Source organism: Pantoea sp. E956-1, assembly GCF_982223955.1.
The window spans coordinates 873674-889994 of the sequence record NZ_CEUYZP010000001.1 but is presented as its reverse complement, the minus strand read 5'-3'; the positions used below and the strand labels follow the sequence as shown (position 1 = coordinate 889994).

Below are 16321 nucleotides of genomic sequence, written 5' to 3'. Positions count from 1 at the left end.
ATGGGCAGAACGCTTGAACAGCTTATTGCGGATGAAAAACCGGAAGTCGTTGCCGACGCACAGGCGATGGCGACGGATATCCTGCTCAACATTCACCTTGCCGAGCTGCGTGAGAAAGTGCAGAAAACACAGGTCGAAATGGCAAAGGCGCTGGGCATTACACAGCCTACCGTGGCGGGCATGGAGAAGCCGGGCCGCGACCTGAAGCTCTCCACGCTCAAGCGCTATATCGATGCGGCAGGGGGTAAGCTGCGGCTGGTGGTGGAACTGCCGGACGGCTCGCACTACGGGTTTGAGGTGTAAGCCATTCAGGCGGGGATGTCATGCCGCCGTGACCGAAAACATAAAAGCAAAAAGCCCGCTCAGGTTTCCCTGAGCGGGCTTTTCTAATTCTGGCTCCTCTGACTGGACTCGAACCAGTGACATACGGATTAACAGTCCGCCGTTCTACCGACTGAACTACAGAGGAATCGCTTGAACGGGGCGAATATTAGCGGCGCAGATCCCGCTTGTCAAAGCCCTGTTTACTGAATTGCGTTCAGATGCTCGTAAAAGCAGCGGATTGGCGATTTTTACCCGATTCTGCTGGATTTTCAAACTGCCAACAGGATCTCACTTTGCGGGCATTTCTCCGCAGATGTTAGAGGCATGTCAAAGTTTTGTTGTTTGCCGATGTTAAAACAACCGTTTCAGTGCTTTTATGATAAAAATTTCAAAACGTGATTATATGGAATAAATAAACTGCTTATCATCACGGTCGTCATTATCGTCTGAAAGTGAAACGCTATTTCGAAGTTAACTGTTTTCAGATCAAGTGATTGTGAAAAGGAGTGGTCGATCACAAAAATAGTCAGAACCTGAAGTCTTACCTCAAATTTCCCGAAACAGACGCCAGACAGGCTGGGTGAATGTAAAAGATATTTTTCATTCGCGGTCACAGCCGCTGAGCAAGTTAACAAATAAGAAGGGTCCCTATGAACATTAAAAAAACGATTGTCGCCTCACTGTTAGCCTGCATGTTACCTGCCGCGGTGATGGCAAAAGATATCTCGGTTGGCGTCTCCATGGCGCTGTTTGATGACAACTTCCTCACCATTCTGCGTACTTCAATGCAGAAAGAGATGCAGAAAGATGGCGTTAAAGGGCAGGTTGAGGATGCAAAAGGCGACGTTTCACAGCAGCTGCAGCAGGTTCAGAACTTTATCGGTCAGGGTGTCGATGCGCTGATCGTCAACCCGGTCGATACCAATGCGGTGAAACCGATTATGGACCAGGCGAGCAAAGCGGGTATCCCGCTGATCTTTGTCAACCGCCGTCCACAGGCTGAACTGACCGGCAAAATGGCCTACGTCGGGTCCGATTCGGAACTGGCCGGACGCTTACAGATGGAAGCGCTGGCTAAAGCAATGAACGGCAAAGGCAACGTTGCCATCCTGATGGGTGACCTGGCGAATGAAGCGACCCGTGACCGTACCAAAGGTGTGGAAGAGGTTGCGGCTAAATTCCCTGGCATCAAAATTGTTCAGAAACAGACTGCCAAATTTACCCGTAACGATGCGGTAGACGTAGTCAGTAACTGGATGACCGCCGGTGATGAGATCAATGCCATCGCTTCAAACAACGATGAAATGGCGATCGGTGCGCTGCAGGCGCTGGGTAAAAACCCGGACAAAATCCTGATCGCTGGCGTCGATGGTACACCCGATGCGCTGCAGATGCTGAAGCAGGGCAAGATGGTCGCGACCGTATTCCAGGATGCGCAGGGCCAGGGTGAAGGTGCGGTGCAGACCGCGGTCAAACTGGTAAATGGCGAAAAAGTCCAGAAAGTCATCAATATCCCTTACCAGCTGATTACCAAAGACAACATGGAACAGTTTACCAAGCGTAACCTGAAATAGTCGTTCCCGACCCAGCAGTACGGAGGTGATGTATGAACGCGTTTGCGCTTGAAGCCGAAGGCATCAGCAAGTTCTTCCCCGGCGTAAAAGCCCTCGACAACGTGTCGTTGCGGGTGCGTCCGGGAACGGTACATGCCTTGATGGGCGAAAATGGCGCGGGCAAATCCACTTTAATGAAGTGCCTGATCGGGATGTATCGTCCCGATCAGGGCACCATCAAAATTAAAGGGGAGCCGGTGCAGTTTCAGGACACCATGGACGCATTGCGTTCCGGTATTTCCATGATCCACCAGGAACTCAACCTGGTGCCTTACATGACCGTTGCCGAGAATATCTGGCTGGGTCGCGAACCGATGAGATTTGGCTTCGTCGATCATGCCCGACTTAATCAGAAGACGCAGGAATTGCTGAATCGCCTGAATATCCGCCTGAAAGCCGATCGGATGGTGGGCGAGCTGAGCATCGCGTCACAGCAGATGGTTGAGATTGCCAAAGCAGTTTCATGGGATTCAGACATAGTGATTATGGATGAGCCCACCTCCGCGCTGACAGAAACCGAAGTGGCGCATCTGTTTACCATCATTCGTGACCTGCGGGAGCAGGGTAAAGCGATCATCTACATCAGCCACAAGATGGATGAAATCTTCAACATTACCGATGAAATCAGTATTTTCCGCGACGGCACCTGGATCGCCAGCGATCAGACGTCGAAATATACCCGCCAGTCGCTGATTACTCAGATGGTGGGACGCGAACTGACCCAGCTATTCCCGAAATTTAACAGCGCCATCGGGGAAGAGGTGCTGACAGTGCGCAATCTCACCTGCAAAGATCGTTTTACCGACGTCAGTTTCAGTGTGCGACGGGGTGAAATCCTCGGCGTCGCCGGACTGGTGGGTGCGGGCCGGAGCGAGGTGATGGAGAGCCTGTTCGGCATGGAGAGCTTCGACAGCGGCGAGATCTTAATTGATGGCGTGCCGGTGACGATCGACTCACCCTCAACCGCGATTGAAAAGGGCATGGCGTTCCTCACCGAAGACCGTAAAAAGTCCGGCCTGTTTCTGGTGCTATCGGTGATGGAGAACATGAGCATCGTCAATATGCCGGAGTACAGCGGTAAAAGCGGATTTGTCAGCCATGTGAAGATGGCGCAGGACTGCATGGACCAGATCCGTCGTCTCAACATTAAAACGCCGACCATGGATCAAATCATCAATAACCTCAGCGGCGGTAATCAGCAGAAAGTCCTGATTGCCCGCTGGCTGCTGGCGCAACCGAAGATTCTGATTCTGGACGAACCGACGCGCGGCATTGACGTCGGCGCAAAAGCGGAGATTTACCGCTTAATCAGTGAACTTGCCAACCGTGGCGTAGCTATCATCATGGTCTCCTCTGAACTGCCGGAAATTCTTGGCATGAGCGACCGGGTGATGGTGATGCACGGCGGGCGTATAACCGGCATCCTCGATAAAGAAGAAGCCGATCAGGAAACCATTCTGTCGTTGGCATCCGAGTGAGGCGCGAGACCACTATGAGCAATATGAAAGCTACTGCCACCCCGGCAGCCCCGCAGCAACCCTCTTTTTTTGCCAGCCTGCGTCATAAATTGCCGAAAGATACCGGCATTTTCGTGGTGATGGTGGGGATTGCGTTGATTTTTGAAATGTTTGGCTGGTATGTGCGTGACCAGTCTTTCCTGCTTAACACCAACCGTCTGATCCTGATTGTATTGCAGGTGGCCATTATCGGGATTATCGCCGTCGGCGTGACCCAGGTCATCATCACCACCGGTATCGATCTCTCCTCCGGGTCCGTTATCGCCCTGGCGGCGGTGGTGGCCGCGAGCCTGGCGCAGACCTCTGACAGTCTGTCGCCAATGTATCCTTCGCTGGTGAATATGCCTGCGGCAATCCCTATCGCGGCCGGTATCGGCGTCGGTTTGCTGGCGGGTGTGGTCAATGGTGTACTGATTACCCGCACCGGTATTCCACCCTTCATTGCCACGCTGGGCATGATGGTGTCGGCACGCGGTCTGGCGCAGTATTACACGCAGGGCAATCCAATCAGCTTCCTGTCCGACGGCTTTACCTCAATCGGGCAGGGTGCCATGCCGGTGGTCATTTTCCTGGTGGTGGCATTTCTGTTCCACATCGCCCTGAAACATACCCGCTACGGTAAATATGTTTACGCCATCGGCGGTAACATGACCTCGGCGAAAGTCTCCGGTATCAACGTTAATAAGTACCTGATCATTGTTTATTCCATCGCCGGCGGACTCTCTGGTCTGGCGGGTGTGGTACTGGCGGCACGCGTCAGCAGTGGTCAGTCGAGCATGGGGATGTCGTACGAGCTGGATGCGATTGCCGCAGCCGTTATCGGTGGCAGCAGCCTGATGGGGGGTGTAGGCCGTATCACCGGCACCTTAATTGGCGCAGTGATCCTTGGCCTGATTAAAAGCGGATTCACCTTCGTCGGTGTCGATGCGTACATTCAGGACATCATCAAAGGGATGATTATTGTGGCTGCGGTCTCTATCGATATGCACCGTAACCGCAAAAAACGTTAATCAGCAGGCGTTGCCTTCTTCCGGATGCGGGAGAGGGCAACGGTTGCTTTTTATCATCCGGCATCCGCCAGCGATAAGAAATCCCGCTGATAGCGGTTACATTCACTCCCTGTTTTTCACGCTTCTTTTCAGGCCCTGCCAGACTCTATCAGGTGCAATGCGCTTCCACTGCACTCAAACTGCACAGCCTGTCATCACTTTTCTGCACGTCTGACTCGCAGCGTCTGCACTGTCACAGTGCGCCTGACTGCATTACTCTCTCTTCTCAGCTATTCCTGATCCTTATTAACCCATAAGAGGTAATCAGAAACGCTTATTTTCCGGGTCGTTAGGAAAAATCTGGCTGCTTGTTGGCCTGAATTTTTTAAACCTGGCCTGCATCTTGCAAAATCTCTGTTATCAGGGCGATGGGATCAGACCCATTTCGCTATTCGGGGTGAGTGACGGAGGCAAGATGAATTTAAGACGACTGAAGTACTTTGTGAAAATCGTCGATATCGGCAGTCTGACGCAGGCAGCAGAAGTGTTGCACATCGCCCAGCCTGCACTCAGTCAGCAGGTCGCGACGCTGGAAAATGAACTGGATCAGCAGTTGCTGATTCGCACCAAGCGCGGCGTTACGCCAACTGAGGCTGGTAAGATTCTCTATGGTCATGCGCGCACTATTCTGCGCCAGTGTGAGCAGGCCCAGACTGCGGTGATCAATGCCGGTCAGGTGCTGAGTGGGCAGGTATCGATTGGGCTTGCCCCAGGCACCGCGGCTTCATCGCTGACCATGCCGCTGTTGCAGACCGTTCGCGATCAATTTCCGGAAGTGCTGGTTTACCTGCACGAAAATAGCGGCAGCGTGCTGAATGAGAAAGTGATGAACGGTCAGCTGGATATGGCGGTGCTGTACGATCGCGCCCCCACTGCCGGGATCACCAGCATGCCGCTGATGAAAGAGGATCTCTTTCTGGTAGGCGCCACCGATTACCCGGGTGCCAGCGTCGATCTGGCCGATGTGGCGCAGATGAGTCTGTTCTTACCGCGCGATTACAGCGCAGTGCGCAAGCGGGTCGATGAGGCCTTTTCGCTGCGTCGGCTGAGTGCACGCATCATCGGTGAGATCGAATCGATTTCAACCCTGACCGCAGCCATTTCCAGCGGCATGGGCGTGACCGTATTACCTGAGTCCGCCGCCCGTTCGCTGGTAGGTTCCACCGATGCCTGGATGTCACGCATCAACAGTCCGTCATTGAGTCTGCCACTGTCACTGAACGTCTCCGCCCGTTTGCCGCTGTCACCTTCAGCGCAGGCAGTGAAAAACATCCTGCTGTCGCTGCTGAATAAGCCGCTGAGTGAGGAGCGGGAGTTGATGTTAGTGAGTTAAGAGGGCGCTTGTAGCGGGCTGGCAACCAGCCGGTTTCGCTTTGCAGCGGGCTGACGCTGAGCGGATTTCGCCCGCCAGGCGTATGGGAGTTTCAGGTCATTTAGCCGCGCGTTAGCACTGAGCGGGTTTCGCCCGCCAGGCGATGGAGGCTGTGAGCCTTTAGCAGCGGGTATGCACTGAGGAAGTTTCGCCCGCCAGGCGTTGGGGAGTTTCAGGTTGCCTGTGCAGGCGGACGCGTCAAGGGGCGGACGCCCGCCCCTTAACAATCCCGGCGTCCGGCTGCCTGCGCGCCCCGCTGTGCGGGGTGCCTTCGTCACGCCCTGCGGCCGACGGACCGTCCGGACTCGCCATCCCTGGCTCGTGCCGTTCTTTCGCCGACGTCCTGTCGGCTCTTCCTGGCCTCCGGTTGTTCCTCAGCGCTCCGGACCCCTCTGGTAAACCTTCGTCTGTAATTTCTGTATTTATTTGCTGCACAGAGCTGTTTACTGGCTGGACAGGAAGAGGTTCTATCTTTCCATTTCGACACAATGTGAACTTCATAGCACGAATGATAAATCCATGTTGGCGTGAAGAATTGCTGATGCGACTTTTAAATTATTCTGAATAGCTTTTGGGCACGTTTTTATTTCTCTGATACCGGGTTATTCCGCGATCTCTATATCTGAAACAATAAAACTTCAATCAGGTTGATTTCACGCTGTATGAAAATTGATCTGATATTTGCCGGAAGATAGTTTAATCAGGCTGTGAAAGCAGTGGGCCTGCCAGCAGAAAACAGGCTGGCTTTCTCTTTTTAAAATGGAGTTTAAAACGATGGCTATTCCAGCTTATCTCTGGCTTAAAGATGACGGTAACAACATTATTGTCGGATCCGTCGACGTGGCAGGTCGTGAAGGCGCTATTGAAGTTCTCGGCCTGAATCACGGCGTCATGCTCTCCACAGACAACATGACGGGTAAAACAACCGCTATCCGCGAACACGCTTCTTACAGTTTTGATAAAGAGATCGATAAGTCCAGTCCTTGTCTTTACAGGGCTGTGACCTCAGGTCAAAAGCTTTGCTCAGCGGAAATAAGATTTTACCGGATAAATGACGCGGGGCAGGAGGTGGAATATTTCAATACTTTGATGGAAGGCGTAACCGTTATCTGTGTGGGTCCGATGATGTATGACGTTAAATCCCGCTATGGTGAGGCGCGGGATCATCTGGAAACTGTAGAGCTGATTTACGAAAAAATTACCTGGCGATATGCAGACGGAAATATCGTCCACTCGGACAGCTGGAATGATCGAGTGACAGCATAAAGGAATATAACGATGACATGGACATATGAGCAAAGCACGGGTCACTTATACCACAATAGTGAATTTATTGAGGCCGGCTACTCAGGTAGTCTGACTAACAAAAATAATCCCGATCGCCAGCATGTAAAAGGGATGGGGCCCCTTCCTCAGGGAACGTACAGAATTGCAGGGCACTCCACATCAAAAGGACCCCTGACCATTATTCTGGTGCAGACTTCCGGAGAGTCTTTTGGCCGTTCGGCATTTCGCATTCATGGCGAAAGGGTCAATAAGCCAGCGGGCTTCGCCTCAGAAGGCTGCATCATTATGTCACTTGCAACCCGGCGACGCGTGCTGCGTGAAGGCGGGACGCTGGAGGTGGTCCGATGAAATATCTGATATTGATTGGCCTTCTGCCCTTCGCGGTCTGGGCTGGAGCGAATACATCCGACTGGGAAAATTCGCTGAAGGGCATCGCGTCAGGAGAGCAAGCCTGGCTTGCAAAAGTGCCCCAACTGGCAGTTACGGCTGATGTTCAGCAGGCAACCCGGATGGAGGATGCTCTTGCCTCGGCGTTAGCAAAGAATACCCCGGGCGTGCTGGAGACGCTCCGGGTTATTGACGCCAGATCCTGGCCCCATATGGCAGGTACAGACATTGTCTGCAGCGTTCCGGCTGAGCAACCTACAGCCTTTATAGAGGATTTTTATCAACAAACCCGTCTGGCGCTACTGGCAACTGACCAGGGTGCGACCTGTCTGTGGATCCTGGAAGCAAGCTATGAAGAGATGAAAGCAGAGAGCGCCAGAATACGTAATCTATCGCCTTCTGTAAAATAGCCTCTCCCCCAGGCCGGGTTTCAGTCAAACTCTGAAGTCCGGCCGCCCATCTCAAACCTCTCTGCACCCAAAACCCACCCCGTTATTCCCTAAAGTCATAAATCTGAATTTTTTAGTATTTCCGGTTATCAATAATAATTCTTACCATCAGGTAATCAGATTAGGTAAAGGGAGGTAAATACCGTGAATTTCCAGCAGCTTAAAATCATCCGCGAGGCGGCCCGCTGTGAGTTTAACTTAACGGAAGTCGCTAACACACTGTTTACCTCCCAGTCGGGAGTAAGTCGGCACATTCGTGACCTGGAAGATGAACTCGGGGTTGAGATCTTTATCCGTCGCGGCAAGCGCCTGCTGGGGATGACCGAGCCGGGCAAAGCGCTGCTGGCCATCGCTGAGCGTATCCTGGATGAAGCGGGCAAAGTGCGACGTCTGGCCGATGTCTTTACCAATGAAACCAGCGGCATCCTGACCATTGCCACTACCCATACTCAGGCACGCTACAGCCTGCCGAAAGTGATCAAAGCATTTCGTCAGCTCTATCCCAACGTCCGGCTTGAACTCAATCAGGGTTCGCCGCAGGAAATTGTCACCATGCTGCTGGCGGGTGAGGCGGACATTGGGATCGCCAGTGAATTACTGGTCAACAACAGCAGTCTGGCGGCCTTTCCCTGGTTCAGCTGGCATCACGCCTTACTGGTGCCGAAAGAACATGAACTGGTGCAGACCCAGCCGGTTTCACTGAGCACGCTCAGCCGCTATCCATTGATCACCTACCGGCAGGGTATCACCGGACGTTCGCGGGTTGACCGCGCCTTCCAGACGGCCGGTTTAAAACCAGATATCGTGCTCAGCGCTCAGGACTCCGATGTGGTGAAAACCTACGTCAAACTCGGTTTAGGCGTCGGGATACTGGCCGATCAGGCATGTGAAACTGAAGAGAGTGAAGAGCTGGTGCGCCTCGATGCCACGCATCTGTTCGATGCCAGCACCGTATGGCTCGGCCTCAAGCGCGGCCAGTTGCAACGCAACTACGTCTGGCAGTTCCTGGAACTCTGCAATGCCAACCTGTCGCTGGAAGAGATCAAACGTCAGGCGCTCTCTTACAGCAATGACGACGAACCGGTTATCGACTTCCAGATTTAAGCACACAGCGCATCCACCCGGATGCGCGCCTGTTTCCGCACGGCATAAAATTTCAAATCACCGCAAAAAACTCGCTTACCGACCTTTCTCACCCCGCACAACAACATCCTGCGCTGACCCGGCGCGATAAAGTGGAATCAGCTGACCACAAGGGGATGATATGACGCGATTAAAACTTAACGATAGCGATCTGCTGCGCCAGCAGGCGCTGTTTAATGGACGCTGGCAGAATGCGCATCAGGGCGCCACACTGCCGGTTACCGATCCCGCCACGGGCGAAACGCTGGCCACCATCCCGGCACTGGGCCGTGCTGAAACCGATCAGGCAATAGCGTATGCGGAAACGGTGCGCATCAGCTGGGGCAAAACCCCCAACGCCAGCCGCGCCGCGCTGCTGGAAAAGTGGCATCAACTGATTATTGAACACGCAGACGACCTGGCGATTATCATGACCGCCGAGCAGGGCAAACCGCTGGCGGAAGCCAGAGGCGAAGTGCTCTATGGCGCCAGCTTCGTAAAATGGTTCGCGGAAGAGGCTCGCCGTATTTATGGCGACACCATTCCCGCGCCCAGCGAGGACCGGCGCATCCTGGTGCTGAAACAGCCGGTGGGCGTTGCCGCCGCAATCACGCCGTGGAACTTCCCGATTGCGATGATCACCCGCAAGGTTGCCCCTGCGCTGGCCGCCGGATGCCCGATTATCGTTAAACCTTCTGAGTTAACGCCGCTCTCGGCGCTGGCACTGGCGGTGCTGGCAGAGCGTGCCGGCTTCCCGTCTGGCGTGTTGCAGGTGCTGACCGGCCTGCCCACAGAGATTGGGGCGGCGCTGACCGAAAGCCGCACGGTACGTAAAATCTCCTTTACCGGTTCAACCCGCATCGGACAGTTACTGATGCAACAGAGCGCCGACAGCATCAAGCGACTGAGTCTGGAGCTGGGTGGTAACGCACCGCTGATCGTGTTTGATGATGCGGATATTGAGATTGCCGTCGCGGGGGTCATGCTCAGCAAGTTCCGCAACGCCGGGCAGACCTGCGTCTGCGCTAACCGTATTCTGGTGCAGCGGAACATCTATCCACGCTTCACCGCCCGGCTGCTTGACGCGGTTGCCACCCTGAAAGTGGGCGATGGCTTTGCACCCGACAGCACCATTGGCCCGCTGATCAACAGCCGTGCGGTGGAGAAAGTAAATGGCCACATTGATGATGCGCTCAGTCAGGGAGCAACGCTGATGACCGGCGGCATCAGCCAGGGCAACGGCACCTTCGTGCAGCCCACGGTGCTCGGTGAGGTCACCGCCGCCATGCGCATCGCTCATGAAGAGACGTTTGGTCCGGTCGCGCCGTTGTTTATCTTTGATGATGAAGAGGAGGCGATCGCGATGGCGAATGACACGCCTTATGGCCTTGGAGCCTATTTCTTCACTGAAAATATCCGACGGGCGTGGCGGGTGGCGGAAGCACTGGAGTTTGGCATGGTCGGCTTTAATACGGGCGCGATTTCCCTGGAGGTTGCGCCGTTTGGCGGCGTGAAACTCTCCGGTATTGGCCGGGAAGGATCACGTTATGGGATTGATGAGTATCTGGAACAAAAAACATTTCATATCGGCAGTCTCTGAATCATTCCACTCTATTTACCGCGTCAGCCTGTTTTTGGGCTGGCGTTTTTTTTTGCGTGAATCCTTGTTCCCGCCTGTCGTTAATTATCTGCACCCTGAATAACAGGGAAATTTATCAACGATGTGAAGCAGGTCGATTATTTGACGGTGAAAATCTGTCATCGGATGCAACGCTGACTCATTGATATCCGTCGTGGTGCAATTTCCGTGCGCATTGCACTCGCAGAGTGCATAAATTTTGTGAAGTAAATCATCTGTTTAATTGTTCGGCAATTCCGCAAAAATTCCTTCATCAATACGGCAGAAAATTTTTTTGCGCTGTTTGAAACGCATTTTTATTTTTTGCCCGGCTGGCATACTTTCTGCATTAGCTTATTAACACAGCAGAAATCTGCCGTTGAATACGCTAATAAGTCAGCAACTGATGGGTGTAACAAATAAGGAATTCTTCCATGTTAAGTTTCGACCCTGAAAAAGTTTCTCTTCCGGCTGGGCATTATATTGGCGGCCAGCACTGCCAGAGCCAGGGCGCATCCTTTGAGGTTAAACGTCCGTCGGATGGCAGAGTCTATGCCACGTTGCAGGACGCTACGCCACAGGATGTCGATCGTGCCGTCACCGTGGCGCACCAGGCGCTGAAAACCAGCGGCTGGTCCGGCTGTCCGCCGCGTGAACGCGGACGGGTGTTGCGGCGCTGGGCCGACCTGATTGAGCAGGATACGCTGCTGGCACAGCTGGAAGCGCTGGGTTCAACCCGGCCGATCAGCGACGTGGTGCTGCATGAAATCCCCTTTACCGCCGAAGCGATTCGCTTCTATGCCGAATGCGCCGACAAATACAGCGGGGATCTCTTTCCTACCCGCGACAGCAGCCTCGGCATGCTGATTGCCGAACCTTATGGCGTTATCGCCGCGATTACCCCGTGGAATTTCCCGCTGTCGATGGCGTCGTGGAAATGCGGACCGGCGCTGGCGGCCGGCAATGCCGTCGTGCTTAAACCCTCTGAACTGACCCCGTTTTCTACCGTGCGCATGGCCGAACTGGCGATCCAGGCAGGTTTACCGGCGGGCGTGCTGAACATTGTACAGGGCAGTGGCGCGGTGACGGGCAGCACGCTGGTAAAACATCCGCTGGTGCGCAAAGTCTCGTTTACCGGCTCGACGCTGACCGGTCAACGCATTATGAGCGATGCCGCGCAGCACGGCATGAAACCGGTGACGCTGGAACTGGGCGGCAAAAGTCCGCAGCTGGTGTTTGATGACGCGGGTGACCTTGAGGTGCTGGCCCAGCGTATTCTGCGCGGCTTCACCGCCAACGGCGGTCAGGCCTGCGTGGCGGGCACCCGTCTTATTGTGCAGCGCAACATTGCCGATCCGCTGGTTGAGCGGCTGGCTCAACTCTGCCGGGAAGTTAAACCGGGCGTCACCTGGCAGGAGGGCAGCCGCTACGCGCCGCTGATCGATGAACGCCAGGGCAACAAAGTCTGCTCGGTTATTGAGGCGGCGAAAGTGCAGGGTGCTGAAGTACTGGTGGGCGGTGAGCGTTTTGCCGACACCGACGACGGCTGGTTCTGGCAGCCCACGCTGCTGAGCCACGTGACGCAGGACAACCCGGCGGTCCAGCAGGAAATTTTTGGCCCGGTGCTCACAGTGCAGACGTTTGATGATGAAGAGCAGGGCCTGGCAATGGCGGCCCATGACACCTATGGCCTCTGCGCCGGTGTCCACACCCTGAGCCTGCCGCGTGCGATGCGGGCAATGCGCGCTATTGACGCGGGCACCGTCTGGATCAACCGCTATGGCCGTTCCGGCGACTTCATCATTCCGACCGGCGGCTTTCTCGGCTCCGGCATTGGTAAAGATTTAGGCCGTCAGGCGTTTCAGGCCTGCCAGCGCCAGAAGAGTGTACTCATCGATTTCTAAGCGCAACTGACAATGACGAGGGTGTTACATGGCACTGTTTAAACCGAAATTCATCACGTTCGACTGTTATGGCACGCTGATTCGCTTTGATATGGCGGGTGCAGCGCAGCGCTGTTTCAGCGACCGCGTCGACCCTGACGCAATGCACGCGTTTACCACCGACTTTTCCAGCTACCGGCTGGATGAGGTACTCGGCGCGTGGAAACCCTATTACGACGTGGTGAGTAATGCCCTGCAACGCACCTGTAAAAAGTGGGGCGTCCGCTGGGACAAAGCTGACAGCGACTTTATCTACACCGACTGCGCCAGCTGGGGTCCGCATCCCGACGTACCTGCCGGGCTGGCGAAGGTCGCTAAAGAGTTTCCGCTGGTGCTGCTGACCAACTCGATGAAAGACCTGATTCCGCATCACGAACCGCGTCTGGGCGCACCAATCTATATGGCTATCACGGCAGAAGAGACGGGGGCCTACAAACCACAGATGAAGGGCTTCGAGTACATGCTGGATAAGCTCGGCTGCGGCCCGGAGGAGATCCTGCACGTCTCCTCCAGCTTCCGCTATGACCTGATGACTGCCCACGATCTCGGCATCAAAAACAAAGTCTGGGTCAATCGCGGTCATGAACCGGCGAATCCGTATTACCAGTACACCGAAATCAACGATATCGGCGGCCTGCCTGGCGTCGTCGGACTCTGAGGAACACCCCATGAAACTGGAATCGTTCTGGCAGTCCACCGCTCCGGCCTTTACCGGTGCCGCACGCGAACCGCTGCCCGCACAGGCGGACGTGGTGGTGATTGGCGGCGGCTTCACCGGCATCTCGGCGGCCCTTAACCTGGCGCGTAGCGGTGTCAGCGTGGTGCTGCTGGAGAGTGGCGACGTGATGAGCCAGGCCTCGGCGCGTAACGGCGGCCACTGCAACACCGGTGTGGCGCAGAACTTCGCCTCGCTGGTGGCGAGCCAGGGGCTTGAGCAGGCCAGCCGCTTCTATCGGGCGTTTGACGACGCGGTGAGCTATGTCCAGCAACTGATCCAGGATGAAGCGATCGACTGCGATTTCCGGCTGTGCGGCAAACTCAAGCTCGCCAGTAAGGCGTCGCATGTGGCCGCGTTGCAGGAAGCATATGAACTGATGCGTCGCACCGTTGACCCGGAGATAGAACTGCTCGACAAAACGGCAGTGCGTGACGAGATCGCCAGTGATGATTTCCACGGCGGCCTGCTGCAGAAGCGTGGCGGTCAGATGCACATGGGCAAGTTCGGCATCGGGCTGGCTGAGGCCGCGGCCCGCAGCGGCGCGAAGATTTTCCCGCACCACGCCGTGACGAAGTTAGAACGCCTGAAGGGTTATCAGCATCGGGTAGAGACCGCACAGGGCACCATTCTGGCGGACAAAGTGCTGATGGCGACTGGCTGCTCCAACGTCGGCCCTTTTCCGTGGTTCCAGCGCCGCATTGTGCCGGTCGGCAGCTTTATTGTGGTGACGGAAGCGCTCGACCCGGCCCTGTTGCGCCAGGTGCTGCCAAACGATCGCACCTACGTCACCTCACTGAATATCGGCAACTACTTCCGTACCACCGCCGATCGCCGCCTGGTGTTTGGCGGGCGGGCGCGGTTTGCCGTCAGCAACCCGACGTCGGATTCGCGCAGCGGCGAGATCCTGCGCCACGCGATGACGCAGATGCTGCCGCAGCTTGGCCAGGCGCAGGTGGATTACTGCTGGGGCGGCATGGTCGACATGACCGCCGACCGTCTGCCGCACGCGGGTGAACAGGAGGGGCTCTTCTATTCACTGGGCTACAGCGGCCACGGTACTCAGATGTCGGTGTGGATGGGACGGGTGATGGCCGATCTGCTGGCCGAAAAGCGCACTGAAAATCCCTGGCAGCGCGACACATGGCCCGCGCTGCCCGGTTATCACGGCAAGCCATGGTTTTTACCGCTCGCAGGACTCTATTACAAAGCAAAGGATCGCCTTTCATAACGACCCGTCGGGTGCTGGGCGCCAGATTGCCAGCACCGCCAGAACACGATCCCCGGTTTGCCTGACTATTGAGGGTACAGAGATGAGTAAATTTGATAATAACGACGCTGATGCGGTAAATCCGGCACTGACGCGCATGATCACCGAAGGCTCACTTTCACGTCGGAGTCTGATGAAAATGCTCTCCGCGGGTGCGGTGATGAGCAGCGGCCTGATTGGTTTTTCCGGGGCGGCACTGGCGGATGACAAGCCGGTCAAAGGCGGTAAACTGCGGGCGGCGATGTCGAATGCCTCTGCCACCGACACGCTCGACCCGGCCAAAAGCAACAACAGCGCGGATTACACCCGACAGTTCATGTTTTACAGCGGCCTGACCGAGCTGGATAAACATCTGATGGCGCAACCGGCGCTGGCTGAATCGCTGGACTCCAGCGACGGCATTACCTGGCATATCAAACTGCGTCAGGGTGTCACCTTCCATGATGGCAAACCGCTGACCGCCAAAGATGTGATTTACTCGCTCAGCCGCCACAAAGATCCGGCCATCGCCTCTATCGCCTTTAAGCTGGCCGACCAGTTCAAAAGCTTCAGCGCGGTCAATGACAATGAGGTGCAGCTGGAGTTGAGCAGCGCTAACTTCGACGTCCCTTATATGCTGGCGACACCGCCGTTTCTGATCGTGCCGGACGGCACCAAAGATTTCAGCAAAGGCATCGGCACTGGTCCTTTTGTCTGCAAAGCCTTTATGCCGGGTGTGCGCACCATCGGCACCAAAAACCCTAACTACTACAAGCCTGGTCTGCCACATCTGGATGAGGTAGAGCTGATTGGCGTTACCGACGGCGCGGCACGCGTCAATGCCCTGATGTCAGGCGATCTGCAGATGGTCTCCACCCTGACCGCTGCCGACTGCAAGCGCATCAAAGCCAGCAGCGAATTTGGCGTGCTGGAGAGTAAATCGGGTATGTACACCAACCTGATTATCCGCACAGACGTGAAGCCGGGTAACAACGAAGATTTTGTGCTGGCGATGAAATATCTGCAGCCACGTGAAATGCTGGTGAAAACGGTGCTGCAGGGTTATGGCGACGTCAGTAATGACACGCCGGTGCCGCCGTGGCATCCGCTCTATAACGCCGATCTCAAACCGCGTCCGCTGGACATTGAAAAAGCGAAGTTCCACATCAAAAAAGCGGGCATGGCCGGCTCCACGGTGGAGATCATTACCACGCCGAATATCGAAGGGGCGAACGAAGGCGGTCAGATGATCCAGCAGATGGCGCGCGGGGCAGGGCTGAACGTCAAAGTGCGACGCGTGCCGTATGACGGTTACTGGTCTTCGCACTGGATGAAAGATCCGGTGGGATATGGCTCGATAAATCCGCGTCCGACGCTCGACATGCTCTTCTCACAGTTTTATCTCTCTACCGCCCCGAATAACGAATCGGGCTGGAAAAACCCCCAGTTTGATCAGCTGGTGATTGCCGCACGCGGTGAGCGCGATCAGGCGAAACGCAAGCAGATGTATGGCGACATGCAGACGCTGATTTATGACCACTGCGGCACCCTTATCCCGACCTTTATCAGCTCCACTGATGGTTACAACAAAAAGGTCAAAGGGGTGGAGGCCTGGCCATCGGGCATGATGATGGGCTATCGCTTCCATGAGTTTGCGTGGCTGAGCGCCTGATACG

14 protein-coding genes and 1 tRNA gene are annotated in these 16321 nt (G+C 55.4%); 14 read left to right on the top strand and 1 reads right to left on the bottom strand.

Annotated features, from left to right (window positions below; genetic code table 11):
- The gene (locus AC0T7J_RS04470) at positions 1-303 is read left to right on the top strand and encodes a helix-turn-helix domain-containing protein (RefSeq protein ID WP_010247918.1); all 303 of its coding nucleotides are present in this window, start codon (positions 1-3) and stop codon (positions 301-303) included.
- A 90-nt stretch (positions 304-393) separates the two neighbouring features.
- On the opposite strand, the gene AC0T7J_RS04465 is transcribed toward AC0T7J_RS04470, so the two are convergent.
- Positions 394-469 (bottom strand) — tRNA-Asn (locus AC0T7J_RS04465).
- A gap of 505 nt (positions 470-974) precedes the next feature.
- On the opposite strand from AC0T7J_RS04465, the gene AC0T7J_RS04460 reads away from it, so the two are divergent.
- From AC0T7J_RS04460 to AC0T7J_RS04400, 13 genes are all read left to right on the top strand, one after another.
- On the top strand, positions 975-1898 hold the full coding sequence (locus AC0T7J_RS04460; protein WP_031591254.1) for a sugar ABC transporter substrate-binding protein: 924 nt from the start codon (positions 975-977) through the stop codon (positions 1896-1898).
- Positions 1899-1930: 32 nt separating this feature from the next.
- Positions 1931-3415 carry a sugar ABC transporter ATP-binding protein gene (locus tag AC0T7J_RS04455; RefSeq protein ID WP_039389407.1) on the top strand — a complete coding sequence of 495 codons (1485 nt, stop codon included), beginning with the start codon at positions 1931-1933 and terminating at the stop codon, positions 3413-3415.
- A 23-nt stretch (positions 3416-3438) separates the two neighbouring features.
- Positions 3439-4464: an ABC transporter permease gene (locus tag AC0T7J_RS04450; RefSeq protein WP_181016808.1), complete on the top strand. Its 1026-nt coding sequence runs from the start codon at positions 3439-3441 to the stop codon at positions 4462-4464.
- Between the two features lie 454 nt (positions 4465-4918).
- Positions 4919-5836, top strand: coding sequence for a nitrogen assimilation transcriptional regulator NAC (nac, locus tag AC0T7J_RS04445; RefSeq protein ID WP_010247899.1), 918 nt, complete (start codon positions 4919-4921; stop codon positions 5834-5836).
- 813 nt (positions 5837-6649) lie between these two features.
- Entirely contained in the window at positions 6650-7141 is a 492-nt protein-coding gene (gene tssD, locus AC0T7J_RS04440; protein ID WP_473792419.1) for a type VI secretion system tube protein TssD, read from the top strand.
- 12 nt (positions 7142-7153) lie between these two features.
- Positions 7154-7510: a tlde1 domain-containing protein gene (locus AC0T7J_RS04435; protein ID WP_039389566.1), complete on the top strand. Its 357-nt coding sequence runs from the start codon at positions 7154-7156 to the stop codon at positions 7508-7510.
- Complete coding sequence (locus AC0T7J_RS04430; protein WP_473792416.1) at positions 7507-7959, top strand: hypothetical protein; 453 nt, start codon at positions 7507-7509, stop codon at positions 7957-7959. Before AC0T7J_RS04435 ends, AC0T7J_RS04430 begins: the two co-directional genes overlap by 4 nt.
- A gap of 183 nt (positions 7960-8142) precedes the next feature.
- Complete coding sequence (gene cbl / locus AC0T7J_RS04425; protein ID WP_473792415.1) at positions 8143-9102, top strand: HTH-type transcriptional regulator Cbl; 960 nt, start codon at positions 8143-8145, stop codon at positions 9100-9102.
- 160 nt (positions 9103-9262) lie between these two features.
- A complete protein-coding gene (locus AC0T7J_RS04420; RefSeq protein ID WP_473792413.1) occupies positions 9263-10720 on the top strand; it encodes an NAD-dependent succinate-semialdehyde dehydrogenase in 1458 nt (485 codons plus the stop codon).
- A gap of 452 nt (positions 10721-11172) precedes the next feature.
- Positions 11173-12642 (top strand): aldehyde dehydrogenase family protein, encoded by a 1470-nt coding sequence (locus AC0T7J_RS04415; protein ID WP_473792411.1) that lies wholly within the window; start codon positions 11173-11175, stop codon positions 12640-12642.
- Between the two features lie 28 nt (positions 12643-12670).
- Positions 12671-13339 (top strand): haloacid dehalogenase type II, encoded by a 669-nt coding sequence (locus tag AC0T7J_RS04410; RefSeq protein ID WP_010247881.1) that lies wholly within the window; start codon positions 12671-12673, stop codon positions 13337-13339.
- Between the two features lie 10 nt (positions 13340-13349).
- On the top strand, positions 13350-14627 hold the full coding sequence (locus AC0T7J_RS04405) for an NAD(P)/FAD-dependent oxidoreductase (protein WP_473792409.1): 1278 nt from the start codon (positions 13350-13352) through the stop codon (positions 14625-14627).
- 82 nt (positions 14628-14709) lie between these two features.
- Positions 14710-16317 carry an ABC transporter substrate-binding protein gene (locus tag AC0T7J_RS04400; protein WP_473792406.1) on the top strand — a complete coding sequence of 536 codons (1608 nt, stop codon included), beginning with the start codon at positions 14710-14712 and terminating at the stop codon, positions 16315-16317.
- Positions 16318-16321: the final 4 nt, after the last annotated feature.

Bases quoted from the DNA above. Each gene is read 5' to 3' on its own strand.
- AC0T7J_RS04470 (WP_010247918.1), top strand. From the start codon at position 1: ATGGGCAGAACGCTTGAACAGCTTATTGCGGATGAAAAACCGGAAGTC.
- AC0T7J_RS04460 (WP_031591254.1), top strand. From the start codon at position 975: ATGAACATTAAAAAAACGATTGTCGCCTCACTGTTAGCCTGCATGTTA.
- AC0T7J_RS04455 (WP_039389407.1), top strand. From the start codon at position 1,931: ATGAACGCGTTTGCGCTTGAAGCCGAAGGCATCAGCAAGTTCTTCCCC.
- AC0T7J_RS04450 (WP_181016808.1), top strand. From the start codon at position 3,439: ATGAAAGCTACTGCCACCCCGGCAGCCCCGCAGCAACCCTCTTTTTTT.
- nac (WP_010247899.1), top strand. From the start codon at position 4,919: ATGAATTTAAGACGACTGAAGTACTTTGTGAAAATCGTCGATATCGGC.
- tssD (WP_473792419.1), top strand. From the start codon at position 6,650: ATGGCTATTCCAGCTTATCTCTGGCTTAAAGATGACGGTAACAACATT.
- AC0T7J_RS04435 (WP_039389566.1), top strand. From the start codon at position 7,154: ATGACATGGACATATGAGCAAAGCACGGGTCACTTATACCACAATAGT.
- AC0T7J_RS04430 (WP_473792416.1), top strand. From the start codon at position 7,507: ATGAAATATCTGATATTGATTGGCCTTCTGCCCTTCGCGGTCTGGGCT.
- AC0T7J_RS04420 (WP_473792413.1), top strand. From the start codon at position 9,263: ATGACGCGATTAAAACTTAACGATAGCGATCTGCTGCGCCAGCAGGCG.
- AC0T7J_RS04415 (WP_473792411.1), top strand. From the start codon at position 11,173: ATGTTAAGTTTCGACCCTGAAAAAGTTTCTCTTCCGGCTGGGCATTAT.
- AC0T7J_RS04410 (WP_010247881.1), top strand. From the start codon at position 12,671: ATGGCACTGTTTAAACCGAAATTCATCACGTTCGACTGTTATGGCACG.
- AC0T7J_RS04405 (WP_473792409.1), top strand. From the start codon at position 13,350: ATGAAACTGGAATCGTTCTGGCAGTCCACCGCTCCGGCCTTTACCGGT.
- AC0T7J_RS04400 (WP_473792406.1), top strand. From the start codon at position 14,710: ATGAGTAAATTTGATAATAACGACGCTGATGCGGTAAATCCGGCACTG.